We start from the raw sequence: 18,526 nt of genomic DNA, 5'->3' as shown, positions 1-18,526 counted from the left end.
GTTGTTCGGAAGGCTGTCGGCTGACCCCGAGGAGTCGGTTCGAGCCCGCATCGCCTACAACAAGAAAGCTCCTCGCGACGTGCTCGAGGTGCTTGCTCGCGATCCCGCTGTCCTTGTCCGAGAGGCAGCTCAGAGCTCGCTCGCCCGCCTCGGTCCGAGACCGAGGAGCGAGTGAGCAGCGCTGTCAGAACCAAATGGGCGCGTGATCCGACTTGGCGAACGGGGTGCTCAACTGGCTGCGCGTGTACTGCGCGGCGTCGTGACCGAGGTCTCCGAAAACGCCAGTCTCGGAAGAACATCACTCATGGCGCTCAGACATGAAGCAGGCGTTGCGCCGACGTCGAGTGTCACGTACTCCCGGCAGCAACACGACCACCCTCACCGTAGCCGGATGGAGCACCGCAACTGGCCGACGAACAATGCGCCGCAGTGTGAGCCTAGGGCCCCTGGGTACCTCGATGGGCCCCAGCGACTGAGGAGTGATCGGCGTTGAACGACGAGGTCTTGAAGGGCTACCTCCAGCACCACTGGGCTGGCTCGACCGCGGGTGCGGCGGCCTTCAGGCGGGTGGGACGCAACCACCACGACCCCGGCGCGGCGGCGGAGATCCGCCAGCTCGCGAGCGAGGTGGCCTCGGATCGCGAGGCCCTGCGGCGGATCATGCTGAGCGTGGGCGCCAAGCCCAGCCTGATCGGTACGACGATGGCCCGGGCGGGGGAGATCGCCGGCCGGTTCAAGCCCAACGGGCGGCTGTTCACGCGCGGGCCGTTGACGGACGTGGTGGAGCTCGAGGCGCTGCGGCTGGCGGTGACGGGCAAGCGTGCCGGCTTCGAGGTGCTGCGCGCCTCGGCGGACGCGGACGGCCGACTGGACGCGCACGAGATCGACCGGCTGCTCGACCGCGCGGAGGAGCACCAGCGCACGTTGGAGCGCCTGCACGTGCAGGTCTCGCGAGAGCGGATCGTGGCGGGCGGCGATCCCGCGCGATGAAGGTCGTCGTCACCGGGGCCAGCGGCAACATCGGTACGGCGTGCCTGCGCGCGCTGACCGCTGACGGCCGGCACCAGGTGGTGGGCGTCGCGCGGCGGCGCCCGGACCTGGAGCGGGCGAGCCCGCTGGCGTCGGTGAGCTGGCATCCCGGCGACGTCGGGTACGACGACCTGGACCCCGTGCTGACGGGAGCCGACGCGGTGGTGCACCTGGCGTGGAAGTTCCAGCCGACGCACGGTCCGCGCGAGACCTGGCGGACCAACGCGGTCGGCACCCGCCGCCTGCTGGCGGCGGTACGACGCCGGGGCGTCCCGGTGGTCGTGGCGGCGTCGTCGGTGGCGGCGTACTCCCCGGTCGACCACGACCGGCCGGTCGACGAGGGCGCGGAGACGGACGGGACGTCCGAGGCGGCGTACTGCCGCGAGAAGGCCTACAACGAGCGGGTGCTGGACGCCTTCGAGGCGGCGACGCCGGGCACCCGGGTGGTGCGGCTGCGCCCGGCGTTCGTGTTCCAGCGCTCGGCGGCGAGCGAGCAGCGCCGGATCTTCGGCGGCGCGCTGGTGCGTCCGCGGATGCTGGATCGCCGGCTCGTCCCGGTGCTGCCGGTGCCGCGTGGGCTGCGGCTGCAGGCCGTGCACGCGGGCGACGTCGGGCGGGCTGTCGCGGCGGCGGTGGAGCGCCCGGTGAGCGGGGCGTTCAACCTGGCGGCGGACGACGTGCTGCGCCGGCCCGAGCTGGGGGAGCTGATGGGGGCGCCGACGATCGAGGTGCCGGCCGGGGTGGCCCGGGCGGCGATGGACGCGGCGTGGCACGCCCGTCTGCTGCCGGTGCCGGGCTCGCTGCTGGCGGCCCTGCTCGGCGTACCGCTCCTCGACACCACTCGCGCGCGGACCGAGCTGGCGTGGACCCCGCGCCAAACGGCCGGCCAGGCGGTGGGGCAGATGGTGGACGGCGCGGCGATGCCGGCGGGCTCGCGGACCCCGCCCCTGCACCCCTAGCGCCCCGAGCCCCTAGGGTTCCCCGGGTGCGGATCGTGTCGCTGAACGCCTGGGGCGGAGCCCGGTACGACGACCTCGTGGCCTGGCTGCCGACGGTGGCCGCCGACGTGGTCTGCCTCCAGGAGGTCACCCGGACGCCCGGGCTGGGCGGGTGGACCCGCTTCGAGGACCAGGCGCGGGCGCTGCCGCAGCGCGCGGACCTGATGGCCGACGTCCGGGCGGCCCTGCCGGAGCACGACGGCTGGTTCGCCGTCAGCGACACCGGCCCGGTGGCCGACGACGCGGGCAGGGTGCACCGCCAGCACTTCGGGCTGGGCCTGTTCACCGCGCCGGGGGTGGTGACGGTGCGGAGCGCGGCCGCCCACGTCCACGGCCGGTACGCCGACCACGGCGCCGCGTGGCCGCACAGCGACCGCCCGCGCGCGGCCCAGGTCGCCCGCCTCGCGCACGGCGAGGCGTTCGTGACCCTCGGCCACCTGCACGGGCTGCGCGACGACGCGGGCAAGGGCGACAGCCCGGCGCGACGCGACCAGGCGGAGCGCCTGGTGGCCCTGGTGGAGGAGGTGCGTGAGCCCGGGGACCTGGTCGTCGTCTGCGGCGACCTCAACCTCCTGCCGGACAGCGAGACCTTCGCGGTCCTGGGCGGGATCGGGCTGACGGACCTGGTGGGGGAGGCGGACACCCGGACGAGCAGCTATCCGAAGCCGGTGCGGCACGCGAGCTACCTGCTGGTCTCCGACCCGGCGTCGGTGCGTTCCTTCGAGGTCGTGGCGACGCCGGAGGTCTCCGACCACCGCGCCCTGTTGGTCGACCTCCAGGTCTAGGCAGCGCCGGCGAGGCGGAGCGCCAGGTCGGCGTAGTAGTCGCCGATCTGCTCGGGGGTCCACTCGCCGTCCTCGCGGTACCACCGCGCGATGTCGATGCCCATCGAGGCGAGTGCGGTCGCGGCCAGCGCGGGGTCGGGGACGTCGAAGACGCCCGCGGCGACGCCCTCGCTGACCAGGGCGCGGAGCTCGCGGTCGATGCCGGTGCGCAGCTCGTCGATCTCGGCACGGTGCTCGGGGCTGAGCGCGGCCAGCTCGTAGTTGAGGATCCGCGCGACGGTGTGGTGGTCCACGTGGAAGAGCGCGAACGCCCGGGCCACCGCGGTGAGCTGGGTGCGGGGGTCGGCCGAGGCCGCCCGGGCCGAGCGGACGACGTCCAGCGCGGCCTGGTGGCCCTCGCGCGAGATGACCAGGAGCAGCTCCTGCTTGGAGCGGTGGTGGACGTACATCGCCGCCGGGCTCATCCCGGCGGCGGCCGCGATGTCGCGGGTGGTGGTGGCGTGGAAGCCCTTCTCGGCGAAGGCGGCGACGGCGGCGTCGCGCAGCCGGGCGCGGGTGGCCTCGGCGCGGGAGGGAGCGGCCATCGTCGTACCTCCTGGTCGGCGGCTGGTCGGCGGCTGGTTGACGGACGGGCGGACAGGAGGCAGGCTATCAACTAAGCAAGCGCTTAGTCAGGAGTGAGCATGAGCAGGTTCGAGGGAAAGACCGCGATCGTCACCGGGGCCAGCCGCGGGATCGGGCTGGCGATCGCGCAGCGCCTGGTCGACGAAGGGGCACGGGTCGTGGTGACCGGGCGCAAGGAGGCCGCGCTGGTCGAGGCGGTCGAGACGCTCGGCGGGCCCGAGGTCGCCCTCGGCATCGCCGGCCACGCCGACGACACCGACCACCAGGCGGAGGTCGTCGAACGCGCGGTCGCGACCTTCGGTGGCGCGGACCTGCTCGTCAACAACACCGGCATCAACCCGGTCTACGGCCCGCTCATGGACATCGACCTCGACGCCGCGCGCAAGATCGTCGACGTCAACTGCATCGCCGCGGTCTCCTGGGTGCAGCACGCCCACCGCGCCTGGATGGCCGAGCACGGCGGTGCGGTCGTCAACGTCGCCTCCGTCGCCGGCCGCCGGCCCGCGCCCGGCATCGCGTTCTACGGCGCCAGCAAGGCCATGCTCATCCACCTCACCGAGGAGCTCGCCGTCGAGCTCGGGCCGGACATCCGGGTCAACGCCGTCGCGCCGGCCGTCGTCAAGACCCGCTTCGCCACCGCCCTGTACGACGGGCGCGAGGAGGAGGTCGCGGCGGCGTACCCGCTCAAGAGGCTGGGGGTCCCTGACGACATCGGCAGCGTGGTCGCCTTCCTGCTCAGCGCCGACGCGGGGTGGATGACCGGCCAGACGCTGGTCGTCGACGGCGGGGTGCTGCTGGGCGGTGGCGTGTGAGCGAGCTGCCCGGCCTCGACCTGGCCCGGCTCGCCGCGTGGCTCCCGGCCGCCGTCCCGGGGGCGGGAGCCGACCTGCGCGCCGAGCTGGTCGCGGGCGGCAAGTCGAACCTCACCTACCTCGTCACCGACGGCACCGGCACCTGGGTGCTGCGCCGCCCGCCACTGGGCCACGTGCTCGCCACCGCCCACGACATGGCCCGCGAGCACCGGGTGATGGCGGCGCTGCGCGACACCGAGGTGCCGGTGCCCGCGATGCTGGCCTTCTGCGCGGACACCGAGGTGCTCGGCGCGCCGTTCTACGTGATGGAGCGGGTGACCGGCACGCCGTACCGCGACCGGCGTGAGCTCGCCGCGCTCGGCCCCGTGCGGACCGCGGCCATCTCCACCACGCTCGTCGACACCCTCGCGGCGCTGCACCGGATCGACCCGGCCGCCGTCGGGCTGGGCGACTTCGGCCGGCCCGAGGGCTTCCTGGGCCGGCAGGTGGCGCGCTGGAAGAAGCAGCTCGACGCCTCGCGCACCCGCGACCTGCCCGCGGCCGAGGAGCTGCACGACCGGCTCGCGGCGGACGTGCCGGCCGAGTCGGCGACGGGGATCGTGCACGGCGACTTCCGGCTCGACAACCTGCTCGTCGACGCCGACGACCGGGCCGCGGCGGTGCTCGACTGGGAGATGGCGACCCTCGGTGACCCGCTCACCGACCTCGCCCTGATGCTGACCTACCACCGCCTGGGCGCCGGGCCGCTGGGTGCCGTGGTGACCGACGCCGCGCAGGCGCCGGGCTTCCTGGACGAGGCCGCCATCATCGAGCGGTACGCCGCCGGCAGTGCCCGCGACCTCTCCCGCTTCGGCTGGTACCGCGGCCTGGCCGCCTTCAAGCTGGCCGCCATCCTGGAGGGCATCCACCACCGCCACCTCGCCGGCCAGACCGTCGGCGAGGGCTTCGCCGGGATCGGCGAGGCGATCCATCCCCTGCTCGACGCCGGCCTCACCGCCTTGAAGGAGAACGACTGATGGACTTCGGATTCGACGCCCGCACCGAGGAGCTGCGCGCCGACCTGCTCGACCTCATGGACACCCACGTCCACCCGGCCGAGCCGGTCTTCCACGAGCAGCTCGCGCAGCTCGACGACCGCTGGGCCTGGGACAGCACGCCGGTGCTGGGCGAGCTGCGCACCGAGGCCCGGCGCCGCGGGCTGTGGAACCTCTTCCTGCCCGGCGAGCACGCGGGTGTGGAGGGCGCCGGCCTGACCAACCTGCAGTACGCCGCGCTCGCCGAGATCACCGGGCGCAGCCTCCACCTCGCGCCGGCCGCGCTCAACTGCGCGGCGCCGGACACGGGCAACATGGAGGTGCTGCACATGTTCGGCACCCCGGAGCAGAAGGAGCGGTGGCTGACGCCGTTGCTGGCCGGAGAGATCCGCTCCGCGTTCGCGATGACCGAGCCCGACGTCGCCTCCTCCGACGCCACCAACATCCAGCTCAGCATCGTGCGCGACGGCGACGAGTACGTCCTCAACGGCCGCAAGTGGTGGATCACCGGCGCGATGAACCCCGGCTGCGAGATCTTCATCGTGATGGGCAAGACCGACCCGTCCGCCGAGCGGCACCGCCAGCAGTCGATGGTCCTCGTGCCGCGGGACACCCCCGGCCTGGAGGTGGTCCGCCCGATGCACGTCTTCGGGTACGACGACCACGAGCACGGCGGGCACGCGGAGCTGTCCTTCACCGACGTCCGCGTGCCGGTGGCGAACCTGATCGGTGAGGAGGGCGGCGGGTTCGGCGTCGCGCAGGCGCGGCTCGGGCCGGGCCGGATCCACCACTGCATGCGCTCGATCGGCGTGGCGGAGCGGGCGATCGAGCTGATGTGTGCGCGCGCTGAGTCCCGGGTCGCGTTCGGCCGGCCGCTGGCGCAGCAGGGCGTGGTCCGGGACTGGATCGCTGAGTCGCGGGTGCGCCTGGAGCAGCTGCGGCTGCTGGTGCTCAAGACCGCCTGGCTGATGGACACCGTCGGCAACCGCGGCGCGCACACCGAGATCCAGGCGATCAAGATCGCCACCCCGGCCACGGTGCTCGACATCCTGGACAAGGCGATCCAGGTGCACGGCGCGGGTGGGCTCTCGCAGGACTTCGACCTCGCCAACGCCTACGCCGGCCTGCGCACCCTGCGCTTCGCCGACGGCCCCGACGAGGTGCACAAGAACGCGCTCGCCAAGGCCGAGCTGGCCCGCCAGGCCGCGCGCCGGCAGGCCTGAGAAGCGGTCCTGGCCGGGACCCGAAGCCCCCCAGCTCCCGGTCCCGGCCAGTCCCACCACGCTCCCGTCGTGGTGGCTTCGGAGGTCAGCGGCGTGGTGCGAGCACCTGCCGCGTGGCCTGGCGCTGCAGCATGCGGGAGGCCCGCTGGATGCGCAGCAGCATCGCGGCGGACGGGGTCACCGTGCCGCGGACGTAGGTGGAGAGCCGGGACGGCGAGGTCCCGATCCGGGAGGCGAACTCGCGCTGCGAGGCACCGCTGACCGCCACCAGGTGGCGGATCTCGCGGGCGACCTGGTCGCGCTCACGGTCGCGGCACCACTCCTGGCACTGGGCGATCGAGCTGGCGATGGCGGCCAGGGCGGCCGGCCGGTCGGAGCGCTGGCCGAGGGCGAGCAGGTCGTCGGCGTACGGGCCCCAGGGGCTGGACGCGATCGTGCTCAGGTGCGCGCGCCACTCCACGACGGTGCCCACGTCGAGCAGCCGGTGCAGCTCGTCGACCGCGGTGATCGGCGCGGTGACCCGGTCGGGGTCGATGTCCGCGAAGAGCAGGTTCTGGGCGATGACCGCGCAGGTGGTGGCCACGTCCTCGGTGACCTCCTCCGACGGCTTGCCCTCCAGGCGGGCCTGGAGGTCCCAGTGGATGAGCCGGCGGATCACGGTGGTGGTCCACGGCATCGAGGACTCGGTCTCGAGCGCGACGCCGGCGCGGTGCTGGAGCCGGGCGAGCCGGTCCTGGCCGAGCTGGTTCGCGAGCTCGACGGTCGCGGCGTAGTCGCTGGGCTCGTCGAAGACGACGATGGCGGCCAGGTTGGCCAGCACCGCGCAGCGCGCGGTCGAGCGGGGGTCGGTGCGGTTCTGGTCCAGCACCCGGACGAGCTGGTCCCAGATCTCGGCGTGCTCTGGGCCGACCCGGTCCGCGCGGTCGAGCGTGGCGAACAGGATCCGGCGCAGCGTCGTACCGGCGTGGACGGGGATGGGGTGGCTCGCGAACTGGCTGCGCAGGTCGGGTGCCGGGGTCGGCGTCGTCGTCGGCGTGGCCGAGGGGCGAGCGGCGAGTGTGGTGGGCATCGTCACGTCCTTGCTGAAAGTCGATCCGGGAGCGAAGGCACCGTCCCGAGCGGCGCCTGTCACGAACCCAGACGGAGCAGCACGCGGAACATCACGCCGTTTTCAGAATTGATCCCGATCTTTTTCGGAAGGAGGCGGATCTTGCCGAGCCGACCTACGATCGTCAGGGTCGTTCTGCGTGCCAGCAGGGTGGGCAGCGGTCCACGCGGGGTGCGTGGAGGGCGACGAAGGGTTGGGGATGCAGGTGTCGGCGGAGAGGTCGTCGGAGGAGAGCACGGAGTCCGTGCTGCCCTCGGTGACCCCGTCGGAGGACACCTTCGAGGATCTCTACGTCGAGCACGTCGACGACGCCCGCCGCCTCGCGACGATCCTGGTCGGCCCCCAGCAGGCCGAGGAGCTGGTCGCCGAGTCCTTCGCCCGGGTGCTCGCCCAGCTCCGTGCGGGCCGCGGTCCGCGCGACAACTTCCGCGCCTATCTCCACGTCACCATCCGCAACGGCTTCCGCGACTCGCTGCGCGGGCCGCGGGAGGCGCCGGTCTCCGACCAGCCGTGGATCTTCGACGACGCCCAGCCGCCGGCCGAGGAGCTCGTCGAGGACCTCGAGGCCGACACCGCGGCGCACGCCTTCGCGACGCTGCCCGAGTCCTGGCAGAAGGTCCTGTGGCACGTCGAGGTCGAGGGCCGCAAGCCCGGCGAGGTGGCCGACCTGCTCGGCATGCGCGCCGGCGCGGTCTCCTCGCTTGCCCACCGCGCCCGTGAGGGCCTGCGCCGGGCCTACCTCGACCAGCACGTCATCGCCTCCTCCGCGCCCGCCGACTGCCGGTGGACCCGCGACCGGCTCAGCCAGTACGTCCGCACCGACCTCTCCACCCGTGCGGAGGAGAAGGTCAGCGCCCACCTGGGCTCCTGCGAGGACTGCCTCGCGGCCTACCTCCAGGTCGAGCGGGTCAACCGCAAGCTCGCCGCCTGGATCTTCCCGGTCGTCCTGCTCGGCGCGCTGCCGGCCTCCGGCAAGGGCCTGGCCTGGCTGGTCGGCCTGACCGGCGCGGCCGGTGCCGGCTCCGGCGGTGCCGGCGGTGCCGGGTCCTCCTCGGGCAGCGGCGGCGGTGCCGCCGGTGGCGGCCTCGGCGCGGCGGCCACCACCGTCGCCGCGGCGGCGGCCGCCGTCGCCGTCGCGGCCGGCGGGGTCACCTGGGTGGTCAACGCCCGCGACACCGAGCCGACCGCCGCGGACGCCGCCACCAGCGCCGCGCCCGCCACCGACGCGCCGGCCTCCTCGGCCGCGCCGCGCCCGCGTGCCAAGGCCGACCCGTCCGTGCCGCGGCTCACCGACCCGGCGCCCGTCACGCGGGCCAGCGACCCGCCGTCGTACGCCGAGGGCACGGACAGCCCGGACCCCACCGACGAGAGCGTGCCCGCCGGGCCCGGCGCGCCCGCGACCGGGGAGAGCCCGGAGCCGGCCACCCCGAAGCAGCCGTCGCCGGTCCCGGTGGTCGCCGTCGCGCCGAGCGCCCACCCGATCACCTCCTGCGAGACCTACGGCAGCCTGGACCTGCCGACCACCCGCGGGGTGAGCTATCAGCGCACGGGCGGCGACGGCCGTACGGGCGCGTGGACCGTCGAGGCGAGCGCCCGGCCCGGCTACGTGCTCAAGAGCGGCACGGCGCGGACCTTCCGCGGCGACCTGGGCGCCTACGAGCAGTGCGTGCGGCTCGCGGCGGTCAACGTGGGCCCGCCGCCGGCCCTGCTGCAGCCCTGGTCGGTGGAGATCGTGCCGGAGGTCCTCGGCGGCCCGTCCCGCACGATCACCGCCCGGGTGGTCTTCGACGTCGGCGGGATCGTGCTCGACGCCAACCAGGTCAGCGGCGCGGGTTGGTCCTGCACGTCCAGCACCTCGATCGTGTGCACCTTCGACTACACCGGCACCGCACCGCCGCCGGTGACGGTGCGGGTGCAGAGCCTGCTGGCGCCCGGAGGCACGGTCTCCCTGCTCGCCGGTGACACCCCGGCCGGCAGCCAGCGCTTCCAGGGCTGAGCCGGGCTCAGACCGGCTCGTCGGCGTGGCCGCGGCGCGGCAGCGTGCGCGCCCGCTTGGCCATCCGGTTGATCCGCAGCAGCATCGCCGCCGACGGCGTGACGCTGCCGGTGACGTACGTCGACAGGCGCGACGGCGAGGTGCCGACCAGCGTGGCGAACTGCCGCTGGGTGAGCCCGGTGCCGGCGATCGTGGTGCGGATGTGGTCGGCCACCGCGCGGCGCTCGTCCTCCTCGGCCATCCGCCGGGCCAGGTCCGCCAGCGCGCTCACCGCGGCGTGCTCGCCGGGCCGGCGCTCGGGGTCGAGCAGGCCGAGCATCTCGTCGGTGCGGCCCGCCCACGGGTCGGCGAGCGCGGCGGTGACCAGGCGCCGCCACAGCTCCAGGTCGCCCTTGCCGAAGACCTTGACCAGGGCCCGCTCGGAGCCGAGCGGGGCGGCGGGGGTGTCGTCGCCGTCGTCGACCATCATCAGCCGCAGCGCGGCCTCGCCGCACAGCTCGGCGAGCGCCGGGACCTCCGCGGTGAGCCGGCCGGGGGTGCGCGCGGCGTCGCCCCAGGCGCGCTGGCCCAGGACCCGGACCAGCCGGGTGGTCAGCGGCCGGCCGGGCTCGTCGTCGACCGGCGCGAGCAGCTCGTCCTGCAGCGTCACCACGTTGCCGAGCCCGAGCTCCTCACGCAGCCGGGCGAGGTCGCGGACGTCGGTGTCGTCGTCGAAGTGGACCAGGGCGAGCGCGTTGGCGAGCACGGTTGACCGGACGGCCTGCGCCCGGCCCTCCGCCCGGCGCATCGACGACTGCCCGGCTTGCCACGCAGCGCGTGCGCTCGTGTCGCCCGTGACGCGCTCCTCGAAGCGCGCGACTATCCCCCACATCGCGTTTCATGACCTGTTCTCGAAAGTGCGGTCCGCCGGACCCCCATACCCCGGTGACTCCTGCACGCCGTGCTCGTGCTCCCACCTGCCGGCGCGTCGCCACTACGGGAGGTAATGTTAGGCAGACTGCGTGTCGCAGGCACGGGCCATTCGGTCGTCCGTATCTGATGTGAGAATCCGGGGGACGAGCCCCGGGCGCCGCCCCGCCGAGGCTCAGGCGCGGCGGCTGCGCCACCCGCGCCGGCGCGGCTGCTCCTCGGGGGTGTCCACCGCCGAGGGCAGGCTCCGGGCACCGGCGCCGCCGGGCTCGTAGGGCGTGATCGGCGCGGCTGGCGGGGTGACCGGCGCGGCCGGGACCTCCCACACCGGGGGCTCGGGGACGAACGGGGCGGGCGTGGGCTCGGGCTCCGGCGTCGGCGCGGGCGCCGGCTCCGCGGCGACGGCGGCGGGCGCTGCGGTGACCACCGGGCCGGCCGGGATCGCCGGGGCCGGCTCGACCGGCTGCAGGAAGGACGCCGACGCGCCCTCGAAGGCGGCGTCGCTGCGCGCGGCGCTGTCGCGGACCGCGTCGCGCAGGCCGTCGGTCGCCGCCTCGACGCCGTGCAGCACGCGGGTGCGGATCTCGTCCATCCGCGCGGCGTGCCGGTTGGCCTCGGCGAAGAGCTCCTCCTGCGCCGTACGGCGGATCTTCTCCAGCTCGCTGTTGAGCCGCTCCCGCTCGGCGGAGGCCTCGGCCCGCAGCCGCTGGGCCTCCAGGACGTCGTTCTCGCCGGCCTTGACGATCTGGGCGGCCTCGGCGCGGGCCCGCTCCACGATGGTGGCGGCCTCCGCCTCGGCGGTGGCGCGCTGCTCGTCGAGGCTGCGCTGCGACTCGGCCTGCAGGCTCTCCGCGGCGCGCATCGCCTCCTCGATGATCCGTGAGGCCTGGGTGGTGGCCTCGCGCCGCTCGACCAGCGCAGCGGCCGCCGACTCCTCGGCCTCGCGGCGCAGCGCGATGAGGTCCTGGAAGGTCTGCGCGGAGGGCGCGGCCGGCGCCGCGGCGGCAGGCGCCGCGGCGGCAGGCGCCGACGTGTCGGCGGGCTCGGGTCCACCGGGAGCCGGGACGCTCGCGTCGAGCGGGTCCACCGGAGCCGGGCCGTCGAGGACGTCGTGCGGCTGCGGGGCCGCGGGCTGCTCGCTCGGCACCGAGAAGCCGAGGTCCTCCCGGCGATCCTCGCGGTGCGTCGTCTCGCCCAAGTTGCGTCCGTCGTCGGCGGCCATGTCCATGGTGTCCCCTCAGATGTCCGGCGGCTCGTCCCCGGGTTGGGGACGTTCGCGCGCGCCGATTCTCACACGGTGCCCACGATAGATCGCCGCGATGGCCCGGAGGAGGGCTCTCGCCGTCGGACCTGGTCCGGAGGTGGGCGGTCCTGGACCGTCCCGGTGGCGACCCGGGCCTGCCCGTGGTCGCCGCCCCCCGCCAGGTCGGCCCAGAGCCGACCCAGCAGGGCGTCGTCGTGGTCGACCGCGGCCAGGAGCCGCCCCCCAGGCACCTCCTGCTCGCAGACCGAGCGCACGGCGGCCGGGGACGAAGCCGCCCCGACCGGCACCTGGCTATGGAACCACCGAGCAGAGGCGGCCGAACGCCGGAATTACCGCATGAGGTAACGAAGGAGGACGACGTGGCGCACGCCACACCGTCCGGGTCTCAGACCAGCTGGTCGAGCGCGATCTCGAACGCCGTCGCGGCGACCAGGGTCGGGTGCGGCGAGCGCTCGTGGCAGCGCTCCAGCGCGGTCCGGATGGTGCGCGAGACGTCGCCGAGGATCAGCTCGTCCGACACCTCGCCGATGCCCTCCATGAGCAGCGTGAAGGTGCGCGCCATCCCGCAGTTGGCGATGAAGTCGGGGATCACCGCGACGTGCTGGTCGGCGAACTCGTACGTCGGGCCGTAGAAGATCTCCGGGTCGGCGAAGGGCACGTTCGCCCCCGCCGAGATCAGCTCCAGGCCCGCCGAGACGAGCCGCTTGACGTGCTCGACGGTGACCAGGCGGGACGCGGCGCAGGGCAGGAAGATCTCCGCGCCCATGTCCCAGATCGCGTCGTCGAGCTCGGCGAAGGGCACCATCGCCTCGGCGCGCAGCGCGTTGCCGTCCTTGCCGACGAAGAGCGCGTGCACCTCCTCGGGCGTGAAGCCCTCGGCGTTCATCAGCCCACCGTCGCGGTCGATGATCCCGACGACCCGGGCGCCCGCACGGGAGAGGTAGTAGGCCGCCGCGGAGCCGACGTTGCCCCAGCCCTGGACGATGACCCGCTTGCCGGCCAGGCGCTGGCCCTGCGCGGCGCCGTACGTCGCGTAGTAGTGCACCACCGACTCGGCCACGCCCCAGCCGGTGACCATGTCGGCGATGGTGTACTTCGCCTCCCGGTCCGGCGTGTAGCGCGGGTCCTCGACGACCTTGGAGACGCCGAGGCGCAGCATCCCGACGCGCTGCACCAGCTCGCGCTCGTCGGCGGCGAAGTGCCCGTTGACGATGCCCTCCTGCGGGTGCCACAGGCCGTAGCGCTCGGTGAGCGGGATGACGTCGTGCAGCTCGTCGACGTTGAGGTCGCCGCCGGTGCCGTAGTAGGTCTTCAGCAGCGGGGTGACCGCCTTGAACCAGCGCGCCAGCACCCCCTCACGGCGCGGGTCGGTGGGGTCGAAGTCGATGCCCGACTTGGCGCCGCCGATGGCGGGACCGGAGACGGTGAACTTCACCTCCATGGTCTTGGCCAGCGACTCGACCTCGTTGCGGTCCAGGCCCTTGCGCATCCGCGTGCCGCCGCCGGCCGCGCCGCCGCGCAGCGAGTTGATGACGGCCCAGCCCTTGGCCTCGGTCTCGGCGTCGTGCCACTCGAAGACGATCTCGGGGGCCTTCGCCTCGAAGCGGTCCAGGAGGTCCTTCACTGCTGTGCCTTTCGGTTGTCGAGCTGTCGAGACGTCACGATCCGGCCGCGGCACTCGCCGAAGCCGATCCGGGTGCCGTCGGGTCCGGGTGCGGCGGCGCGCAGGACGACCTCGTCGCCGTCCTCGAGGAAGCCCTCGCCGCGCTCGATCAGCGAGCCGACCTGGTCCTTGCCGGGGCCGGAGATGGTGCCGGAGGCGAAGAGGTCGCCGGTCCGGGTGGGCGCGCCGTTCACCGTGAGGTGGGCGAGCATCTGGGCGGGCGACCAGTACATCGAGGCGTACGGCGGCCGGCTGACGACCTCGCCGTTCAGCTCGACCTCCAGGTCGATGTCCAGCCCCCAGGGCGCGCGGTCGGTGCCGAGGGAGAGGTAGGGCAGCACCGCCGGGTCCTGGACGGGGGTGTCCACCCGGGCCGCGTCGAGCGCTGCCAGCGGCACCACCCACGGTGAGATCGTGGAGGCGAAGGACTTGCCCAGGTGCGGGCCCAGCGGGACGTACTCCCAGGCCTGGATGTCGCGCGCCGACCAGTCGTTGAAGAGCACCACGCCGAACAGGTGCTCCTCGGCGTCGGCCGCCTCGATCGGCGTCCCCATCGGGTTGCCGACGCCGACCACGAAGCCCAGCTCGGCCTCGATGTCGAGCCGGGTGGACGGGCCGAAGGTCGGCACCGGCGCGCTCCCGTCGGTGGTCGCCGGGGCCCGCTGGCCGCTGGGCCGGACCACGTCCGTGCCCGAGACGACGACCGAGCCCGCGCGGCCGGTGTAGCTGACCGGCAGGTGCTTCCAGTTGGGGAGCAGCGGGTTCGGGTTGTCGGGACGGAACAGCCGGCCGAGGTTCGAGGCGTGGTGCTCGGAGGCGTAGAAGTCGACGTAGTCGGCGACCGTGAACGGCAGGTGCATCCGCACCGCGTCCACCGGGTGCGCCGTCGTCCCCGCCGGTACGCCGTCCGCGAGCCGCGCGCGCAGCCCGGCCCGGACCTCGTCCCAGCGTCCGCGGCCCTGGGCGAGGAAGGCGTCCAGGGTGGGCAGCGCGAACACGTCGTCGCCGAGCAGGTCCGCCAGGTCGACGACCTGGTCGCCGAGCCGGGTGGCACAGCGCGGCGCCCCTCCGTCGACGGAGTAGACGCCGTAGGGCAGGTTGGTCGTGCCGAAGAGCTCCATCACACCTCCTCCGGGGTGAGCAGGCCGAGGGCGCCGAGCTCGGCGACCGGCTCGGCGATGCTGCAGGTGCCGAACGAGCGGAAGGCGTCCCGCGCGGCGGGGGACAGCTCGCCCACGCGCGCCGCGAGCCGGGCGCCGTCGCGCTCGGCCAGCCAGCCGCGGACCTCGTCGCTGCCGGCGCCGGCGAGTGCGGCGTCGGTGGCGGCGAGCAGGTTGAGGAAGCCGTGCTGCTCGAAGCCGGTGGCCGGGTCGGTGTTGCGGACCGCGTGGTGCAGCCCGGCCGTGGCCTTGAACGCCACCCCGGCGCGGACCGCCGCGACGACGGTGCCGGCCAGCTCGGCCTCGTCGGGGTAGAGCTCGGCGCGCACCCCGCCCGTGCGGATCTTGGCGAGGTACGACGTCCCCGCGAGCTCCCCCAGCAAGAGCTCGCGGCGGGCGTCGCGCGGCAGCTCGACGTACACCGTGACGCCGGGCGGCTGCCCGATCGCCACCGTCAGGATCGGCACCACGTCCTCGGCGCGGAGGTGCTCGGGCACGGCCACCTCGATCGCGACCGCGCGGACGGCGCGGATCCGGCGCACCGCGTCGAGCAGGTCGCCGGTCGCGGCGGGCTCGGGCACGGTGACGCTGAGCTCGATGCTGCCGGCCGGCAGCCCGGCGGTGGCCTCGGCCAGCGCCGGCAGGTCGGCCGCCGCCACGACGAGCGGGCCGACCAGGCCGGCGTGCGGCGCGAGCCCGTGCGCGAGGTGCGCGCGGACGGCCGCGGCCAGCGGCAGGTTGCCGGGCGGGAAGATCGCGGCGTCGTCGAGCAGGTGCGCGAACCTCATCGCTGCCCCCGCACCCACGAGGTGAGGTAGACCCCGTCGTCCACGGCCTGCCCGGCCTCGCCGAGCTCGAGGGGCCGGAAGGTGTCGACCATGACGGCCAGCTCGTCGAAGAACTCCACACCGATCGACTTCTCGTAGGCACCCGGCTGCGGGCCGTGCGCGTGACCGCCCGGGTGCAGGCTGATCGATCCGGGCCCGATGCCGGAGCCCTTGCGGGCCTCGTAGTCGCCGCCGACGTAGAACATGACCTCGTCGGAGTCGACGTTGGAGTGGTAGTAGGGCACCGGGATCGACAGCGGGTGGTAGTCCACCTTGCGCGGCACGAAGTTGCAGATCACGAAGTTGTGCCCCTCGAAGACCTGGTGCACCGGCGGCGGCTGGTGCACCCGGCCGGTGATCGGCTCGAAGTCGGCGATGTTGAAGACGTAGGGGTAGAGGCAGCCGTCCCAGCCCACGACGTCGAAGGGGTGCTCCGGCACGACGTGCACCGTGCCGGCGAGACCGCCGGCGCCGCTCCCGCGGTGCTTGATGTAGACCTCGAACCCCTCGCCGGTCGAGCCTGCCGAGGCCGTGTCGGCGAGCAGCGGCTCGGCCGGGGTGCGCAGGTCGCGCTCGCAGTAGGGCGCGTGCTCGAGCAGCTGCCCGAAGCGCGAGAGGTAGCGCTTGGGCGGGGTGATGTGGCTGTTGGCCTCGATCGCGTAGAGCCGCAGCGGCTCGCGACCGGTCGGCACCCAGCGGTGGGTGGTCGCGCGCGGCAGCACGACGTAGTCGCCCTGGCCCACCTCCAGTGCGCCGAAGACCGTCTCCACGACGCCGGTGCCGGCCTCGACGTAGACGCACTCGTCGCCGATGCCGTTGCGGTAGAGCGGGGAGGCCGCACCGCACGCGACGTAGGAGATCCGGACGTCGCCGTTGCCGAGCACCAGGCGCCGACCGGTGACCGCGTCGGTCTGCTGCCAACCGTCCTCCTCGACGAGGTCGTGCAGCGTGAGGTGGCGGGGGACGAGCGGGTGGTTGGGCACGGTCGACTGGTCCGGCAGCTCCCACATCCGCGCCTCGACGACGGCCGAGGGCAGGTGACGGTGGTAGAGCAGGGAGGAGTCGGAGGAGAAGCCCTCCTCGCCCATCAGCTCCTCGAAGTAGAGCGCGCCGTCCTCGGCGCGGTGCTGCGTGTGCCGCTTGGGCGGCACGAACCCGATCCGCTGGTAGTACGTCATGACTGTCTCCGGTCCTGAGCCTGTCGACGGGTCAGAAGTTCCCGCGACGCTCTTGCTCGCGCTCGATCGCCTCGAAGAGGGCCTTGAAGTTGCCCTTGCCGAAGCCGAGCGAGCCGTGCCGCTCGATGAGCTCGAAGAAGACCGTCGGCCGGTCGCCCAGCGGCTTGGTGAAGATCTGCAGCAGGTAGCCGTCCTCGTCGCGGTCGACCAGGATGCCGCGCTTCTGCAGCTCCTCGACCGGCACCCGCACCTCGCCGATCCGGGCGCGCAGCTCGGGGTCCTCGTAGTAGGAGTCCGGGGTGTCCAGGAACTCCACGCCCTCGGCGCGCAGCCGGTCGACGGTGTCGAGGATGTCGTTGGTGGCCAGCGCGAGGTGCTGGGCCCCGGGGCCGTCGTAGAACTCGAGGTACTCGTCGATCTGCGACTTCTTCTTCGCGATCGCCGGCTCGTTGAGCGGGAACTTCACCCGGTGGTTGCCGTTGGCCACGACCTTCGACATCAGCGCGGAGTAGTCGGTCGCGATGTCGTCGCCGATGAACTCGGCCATGTTCACGAACCCCATGACCTTGCGGTAGAACTCCACCCACTCGTCCATCCGGCCCAGCTCGACGTTGCCGACGATGTGGTCGAGGGCCTGGAACAGGCGCTTCGGCGCCCCCTCCCGGCGCTGGTACGACGAGGTCCGGGCGACGTAGCCGGGCAGGTAGGGGCCGTCGTAGCCGCTGCGGTCGACGAGGGTGTGCCGGGTGTCGCCGTACGTCGCGATGGCGGCGGTGCGCACGGTGCCGTGCTCGTCGCTGACGTCGTGCGGCTCCTCGAGGATCGTGGCGCCGACGGAGCGGGCGTGCGCGATGCACTTGTCGACGTCGGGCACCTCCAGCGCGATGTCGATGATCCCGTCGCCGTGCTTGCGGTGGTGGTCGAGCAGCGGGCTGCTCGGGTCGACCCCGCCCTTGAGGACGAAGCGGACCGCGCCGGACTTGAGCACGAAGGCGACGTGGTCGCGGTTGCCGGTCTCGGGGCCGGAGTAGGCGACCAGCTCCATGCCGAAGGCGGAGACGAAGAAGTGCGCGGACTGGGTGGCGTTGCCGACGGCCCACACCGCCGCGTCCCAGCCGGTGACCGGGAAGGGGTCCTCGTGGTCGTCGTGCTCGACGAGGCCGACGAGCTGCTTCAACGTGTCGAGGTCGAGCTCGGCGAGCCGCTCCTCGCTGGTCAGGGTCTCCTGGAGGGACATGTGAGGAGCACAACAGGTCGTCGCGGACCTCACAACCTGCCTATCCGGAGGTAGTCAGATCGGGCAGTTCTGCTGGCTGGGGCCTGCTCGAGGTGGGCAGATTGACTACCATCGAGCCATGCCCGGCCCGCTCGCGCTCGACCAGATCGACCTCGCCCTGCTCACCGCGCTCACCGAGCACCCGCGAGCCGGCGACCTGGAGCTGTCGCGGGTCACCTCGGTCGCCCGCGCGACCGTGCAGAGCCGGCTGCGGCGGCTGCACGAGGCCGGTGTCATCGCCGACTGGGACCCGACCCTCGACGTCGCGGCCGCGGGCTACGAGGTGCAGGCCTACGTCACCCTGGAGATCTCCCAGGGCGCGCTCGACGAGGTCGCCCGCGACCTGGGTGCGATCCCGCAGGTGCTCGAGGCCTACGTGACCACCGGCTCCTACGACGTGCTGTGCCGGGTCGCGACCCGCTCGCACCCCGAGCTGCAGGCCACCCTGGTCCGCATCGACCAGTCCTCCTCGGTGGTGCGCTCGACGAGCGTGATGGTGCTCTCGACGCTCATCGCGCCCCGGGTGCTGCCGCTGCTCGCGAGCGCCGAGCCGGCACCGAGCCGCCGGGCACCGGCGTACCGAGGTTGAAAACTTTACTTTCTCCGGGGTGACATCGGACGCCGTTCTCTGGCATCCTTC

General features: G+C 73.6%; 17 protein-coding genes. 8 read left to right on the top strand and 9 right to left on the bottom strand.

The genetic code is table 11. The features are described 5' to 3' along the window. The first annotated feature begins 489 nt into the window (after nt 1–489). The 3 genes from MRBLML1_RS03490 to MRBLML1_RS03480 are packed head-to-tail and all read left to right on the top strand — an operon-like array spanning nt 490 to nt 2,812. Complete coding sequence (locus tag MRBLML1_RS03490) at nt 490–990, top strand: hypothetical protein (RefSeq protein ID WP_364511437.1); 501 nt, start codon at nt 490–492, stop codon at nt 988–990. Then, nucleotides 987–1,988, top strand: coding sequence for an NAD-dependent epimerase/dehydratase family protein (locus MRBLML1_RS03485; protein ID WP_364511434.1), 1,002 nt, complete (start codon nt 987–989; stop codon nt 1,986–1,988). The genes MRBLML1_RS03490 and MRBLML1_RS03485 overlap by 4 nt, the downstream gene beginning before the upstream one ends. 26 nt (nt 1,989–2,014) lie before the next feature. Further along, complete coding sequence (locus tag MRBLML1_RS03480; protein WP_364511431.1) at nt 2,015–2,812, top strand: endonuclease/exonuclease/phosphatase family protein; 798 nt, start codon at nt 2,015–2,017, stop codon at nt 2,810–2,812. On the opposite strand, the gene MRBLML1_RS03475 is transcribed toward MRBLML1_RS03480, so the two are convergent. Further along, a complete protein-coding gene (locus MRBLML1_RS03475; RefSeq protein WP_364511428.1) occupies nt 2,809–3,396 on the bottom strand; it encodes a TetR family transcriptional regulator in 588 nt (195 codons plus the stop codon). The two genes, MRBLML1_RS03480 and MRBLML1_RS03475, sit on opposite strands and share 4 nt — an antisense overlap. Nucleotides 3,397–3,495: 99 nt before the next feature. Between MRBLML1_RS03475 and MRBLML1_RS03470 the strand changes: the two genes are divergently transcribed. The 3 genes from MRBLML1_RS03470 to MRBLML1_RS03460 are packed head-to-tail and all read left to right on the top strand — an operon-like array spanning nt 3,496 to nt 6,505. Further along, nucleotides 3,496–4,248 (top strand): SDR family oxidoreductase, encoded by a 753-nt coding sequence (locus MRBLML1_RS03470; RefSeq protein ID WP_364511425.1) that lies wholly within the window; start codon nt 3,496–3,498, stop codon nt 4,246–4,248. Further along, a complete protein-coding gene (locus MRBLML1_RS03465) occupies nt 4,245–5,264 on the top strand; it encodes a phosphotransferase family protein (RefSeq protein WP_364511422.1) in 1,020 nt (339 codons plus the stop codon). The genes MRBLML1_RS03470 and MRBLML1_RS03465 overlap by 4 nt, the downstream gene beginning before the upstream one ends. Next, nucleotides 5,264–6,505, top strand: coding sequence for an acyl-CoA dehydrogenase family protein (locus MRBLML1_RS03460; RefSeq protein ID WP_364511419.1), 1,242 nt, complete (start codon nt 5,264–5,266; stop codon nt 6,503–6,505). Before MRBLML1_RS03465 ends, MRBLML1_RS03460 begins: the two co-directional genes overlap by 1 nt. 85 nt (nt 6,506–6,590) lie before the next feature. Here the strand turns inward: MRBLML1_RS03460 and MRBLML1_RS03455 are convergent, their stop codons facing one another. After that, complete coding sequence (locus MRBLML1_RS03455) at nt 6,591–7,574, bottom strand: helix-turn-helix domain-containing protein (protein ID WP_364511416.1); 984 nt, start codon at nt 7,572–7,574, stop codon at nt 6,591–6,593. Nucleotides 7,575–7,812: 238 nt separating this feature from the next. Between MRBLML1_RS03455 and MRBLML1_RS03450 the strand changes: the two genes are divergently transcribed. Next, complete coding sequence (locus tag MRBLML1_RS03450) at nt 7,813–9,609, top strand: sigma-70 family RNA polymerase sigma factor (protein ID WP_364511413.1); 1,797 nt, start codon at nt 7,813–7,815, stop codon at nt 9,607–9,609. A 7-nt stretch (nt 9,610–9,616) separates the two neighbouring features. Here MRBLML1_RS03450 and MRBLML1_RS03445 read toward each other — a convergent pair whose 3' ends face one another. The 7 genes from MRBLML1_RS03445 to hppD all read right to left on the bottom strand — a co-directional run bounded on the left by MRBLML1_RS03445 (nt 9,617) and on the right by hppD (nt 17,847). Further along, a complete protein-coding gene (locus MRBLML1_RS03445; protein WP_364511410.1) occupies nt 9,617–10,396 on the bottom strand; it encodes a helix-turn-helix domain-containing protein in 780 nt (259 codons plus the stop codon). A gap of 297 nt (nt 10,397–10,693) precedes the next feature. Next, nucleotides 10,694–11,746, bottom strand: coding sequence for a hypothetical protein (locus MRBLML1_RS03440; protein ID WP_364511407.1), 1,053 nt, complete (start codon nt 11,744–11,746; stop codon nt 10,694–10,696). Between the two features lie 421 nt (nt 11,747–12,167). After that, nucleotides 12,168–13,406 (bottom strand): Glu/Leu/Phe/Val dehydrogenase dimerization domain-containing protein, encoded by a 1,239-nt coding sequence (locus MRBLML1_RS03435; RefSeq protein ID WP_364511404.1) that lies wholly within the window; start codon nt 13,404–13,406, stop codon nt 12,168–12,170. Beyond that, nucleotides 13,403–14,566, bottom strand: coding sequence for a fumarylacetoacetase (fahA, locus tag MRBLML1_RS03430; RefSeq protein WP_364511401.1), 1,164 nt, complete (start codon nt 14,564–14,566; stop codon nt 13,403–13,405). The genes MRBLML1_RS03435 and fahA overlap by 4 nt, the downstream gene beginning before the upstream one ends. Then, nucleotides 14,566–15,393 carry a hypothetical protein gene (locus MRBLML1_RS03425; protein WP_364511398.1) on the bottom strand — a complete coding sequence of 276 codons (828 nt, stop codon included), beginning with the start codon at nt 15,391–15,393 and terminating at the stop codon, nt 14,566–14,568. The genes fahA and MRBLML1_RS03425 overlap by 1 nt, the downstream gene beginning before the upstream one ends. Beyond that, nucleotides 15,390–16,610, bottom strand: coding sequence for a homogentisate 1,2-dioxygenase (locus MRBLML1_RS03420; protein ID WP_364511395.1), 1,221 nt, complete (start codon nt 16,608–16,610; stop codon nt 15,390–15,392). The genes MRBLML1_RS03425 and MRBLML1_RS03420 overlap by 4 nt, the downstream gene beginning before the upstream one ends. Before the next feature lie 31 nt (nt 16,611–16,641). After that, nucleotides 16,642–17,847 (bottom strand): 4-hydroxyphenylpyruvate dioxygenase, encoded by a 1,206-nt coding sequence (gene hppD, locus MRBLML1_RS03415; RefSeq protein ID WP_364511393.1) that lies wholly within the window; start codon nt 17,845–17,847, stop codon nt 16,642–16,644. A gap of 118 nt (nt 17,848–17,965) precedes the next feature. On the opposite strand from hppD, the gene MRBLML1_RS03410 reads away from it, so the two are divergent. After that, nucleotides 17,966–18,475, top strand: a complete 510-nt coding sequence (locus tag MRBLML1_RS03410) for an Lrp/AsnC family transcriptional regulator (RefSeq protein ID WP_364511390.1) — start codon at nt 17,966–17,968, stop codon at nt 18,473–18,475. Nucleotides 18,476–18,526: the final 51 nt, after the last annotated feature.

The organism is Nocardioides sp. LML1-1-1.1, assembly GCF_040676175.1.
In the GTDB taxonomy this organism is placed as follows: domain Bacteria; phylum Actinomycetota; class Actinomycetes; order Propionibacteriales; family Nocardioidaceae; genus Nocardioides.
The sequence above is the reverse complement of the archived record's forward strand: the minus strand, read 5'-3'. Positions and strand labels throughout refer to the sequence as shown.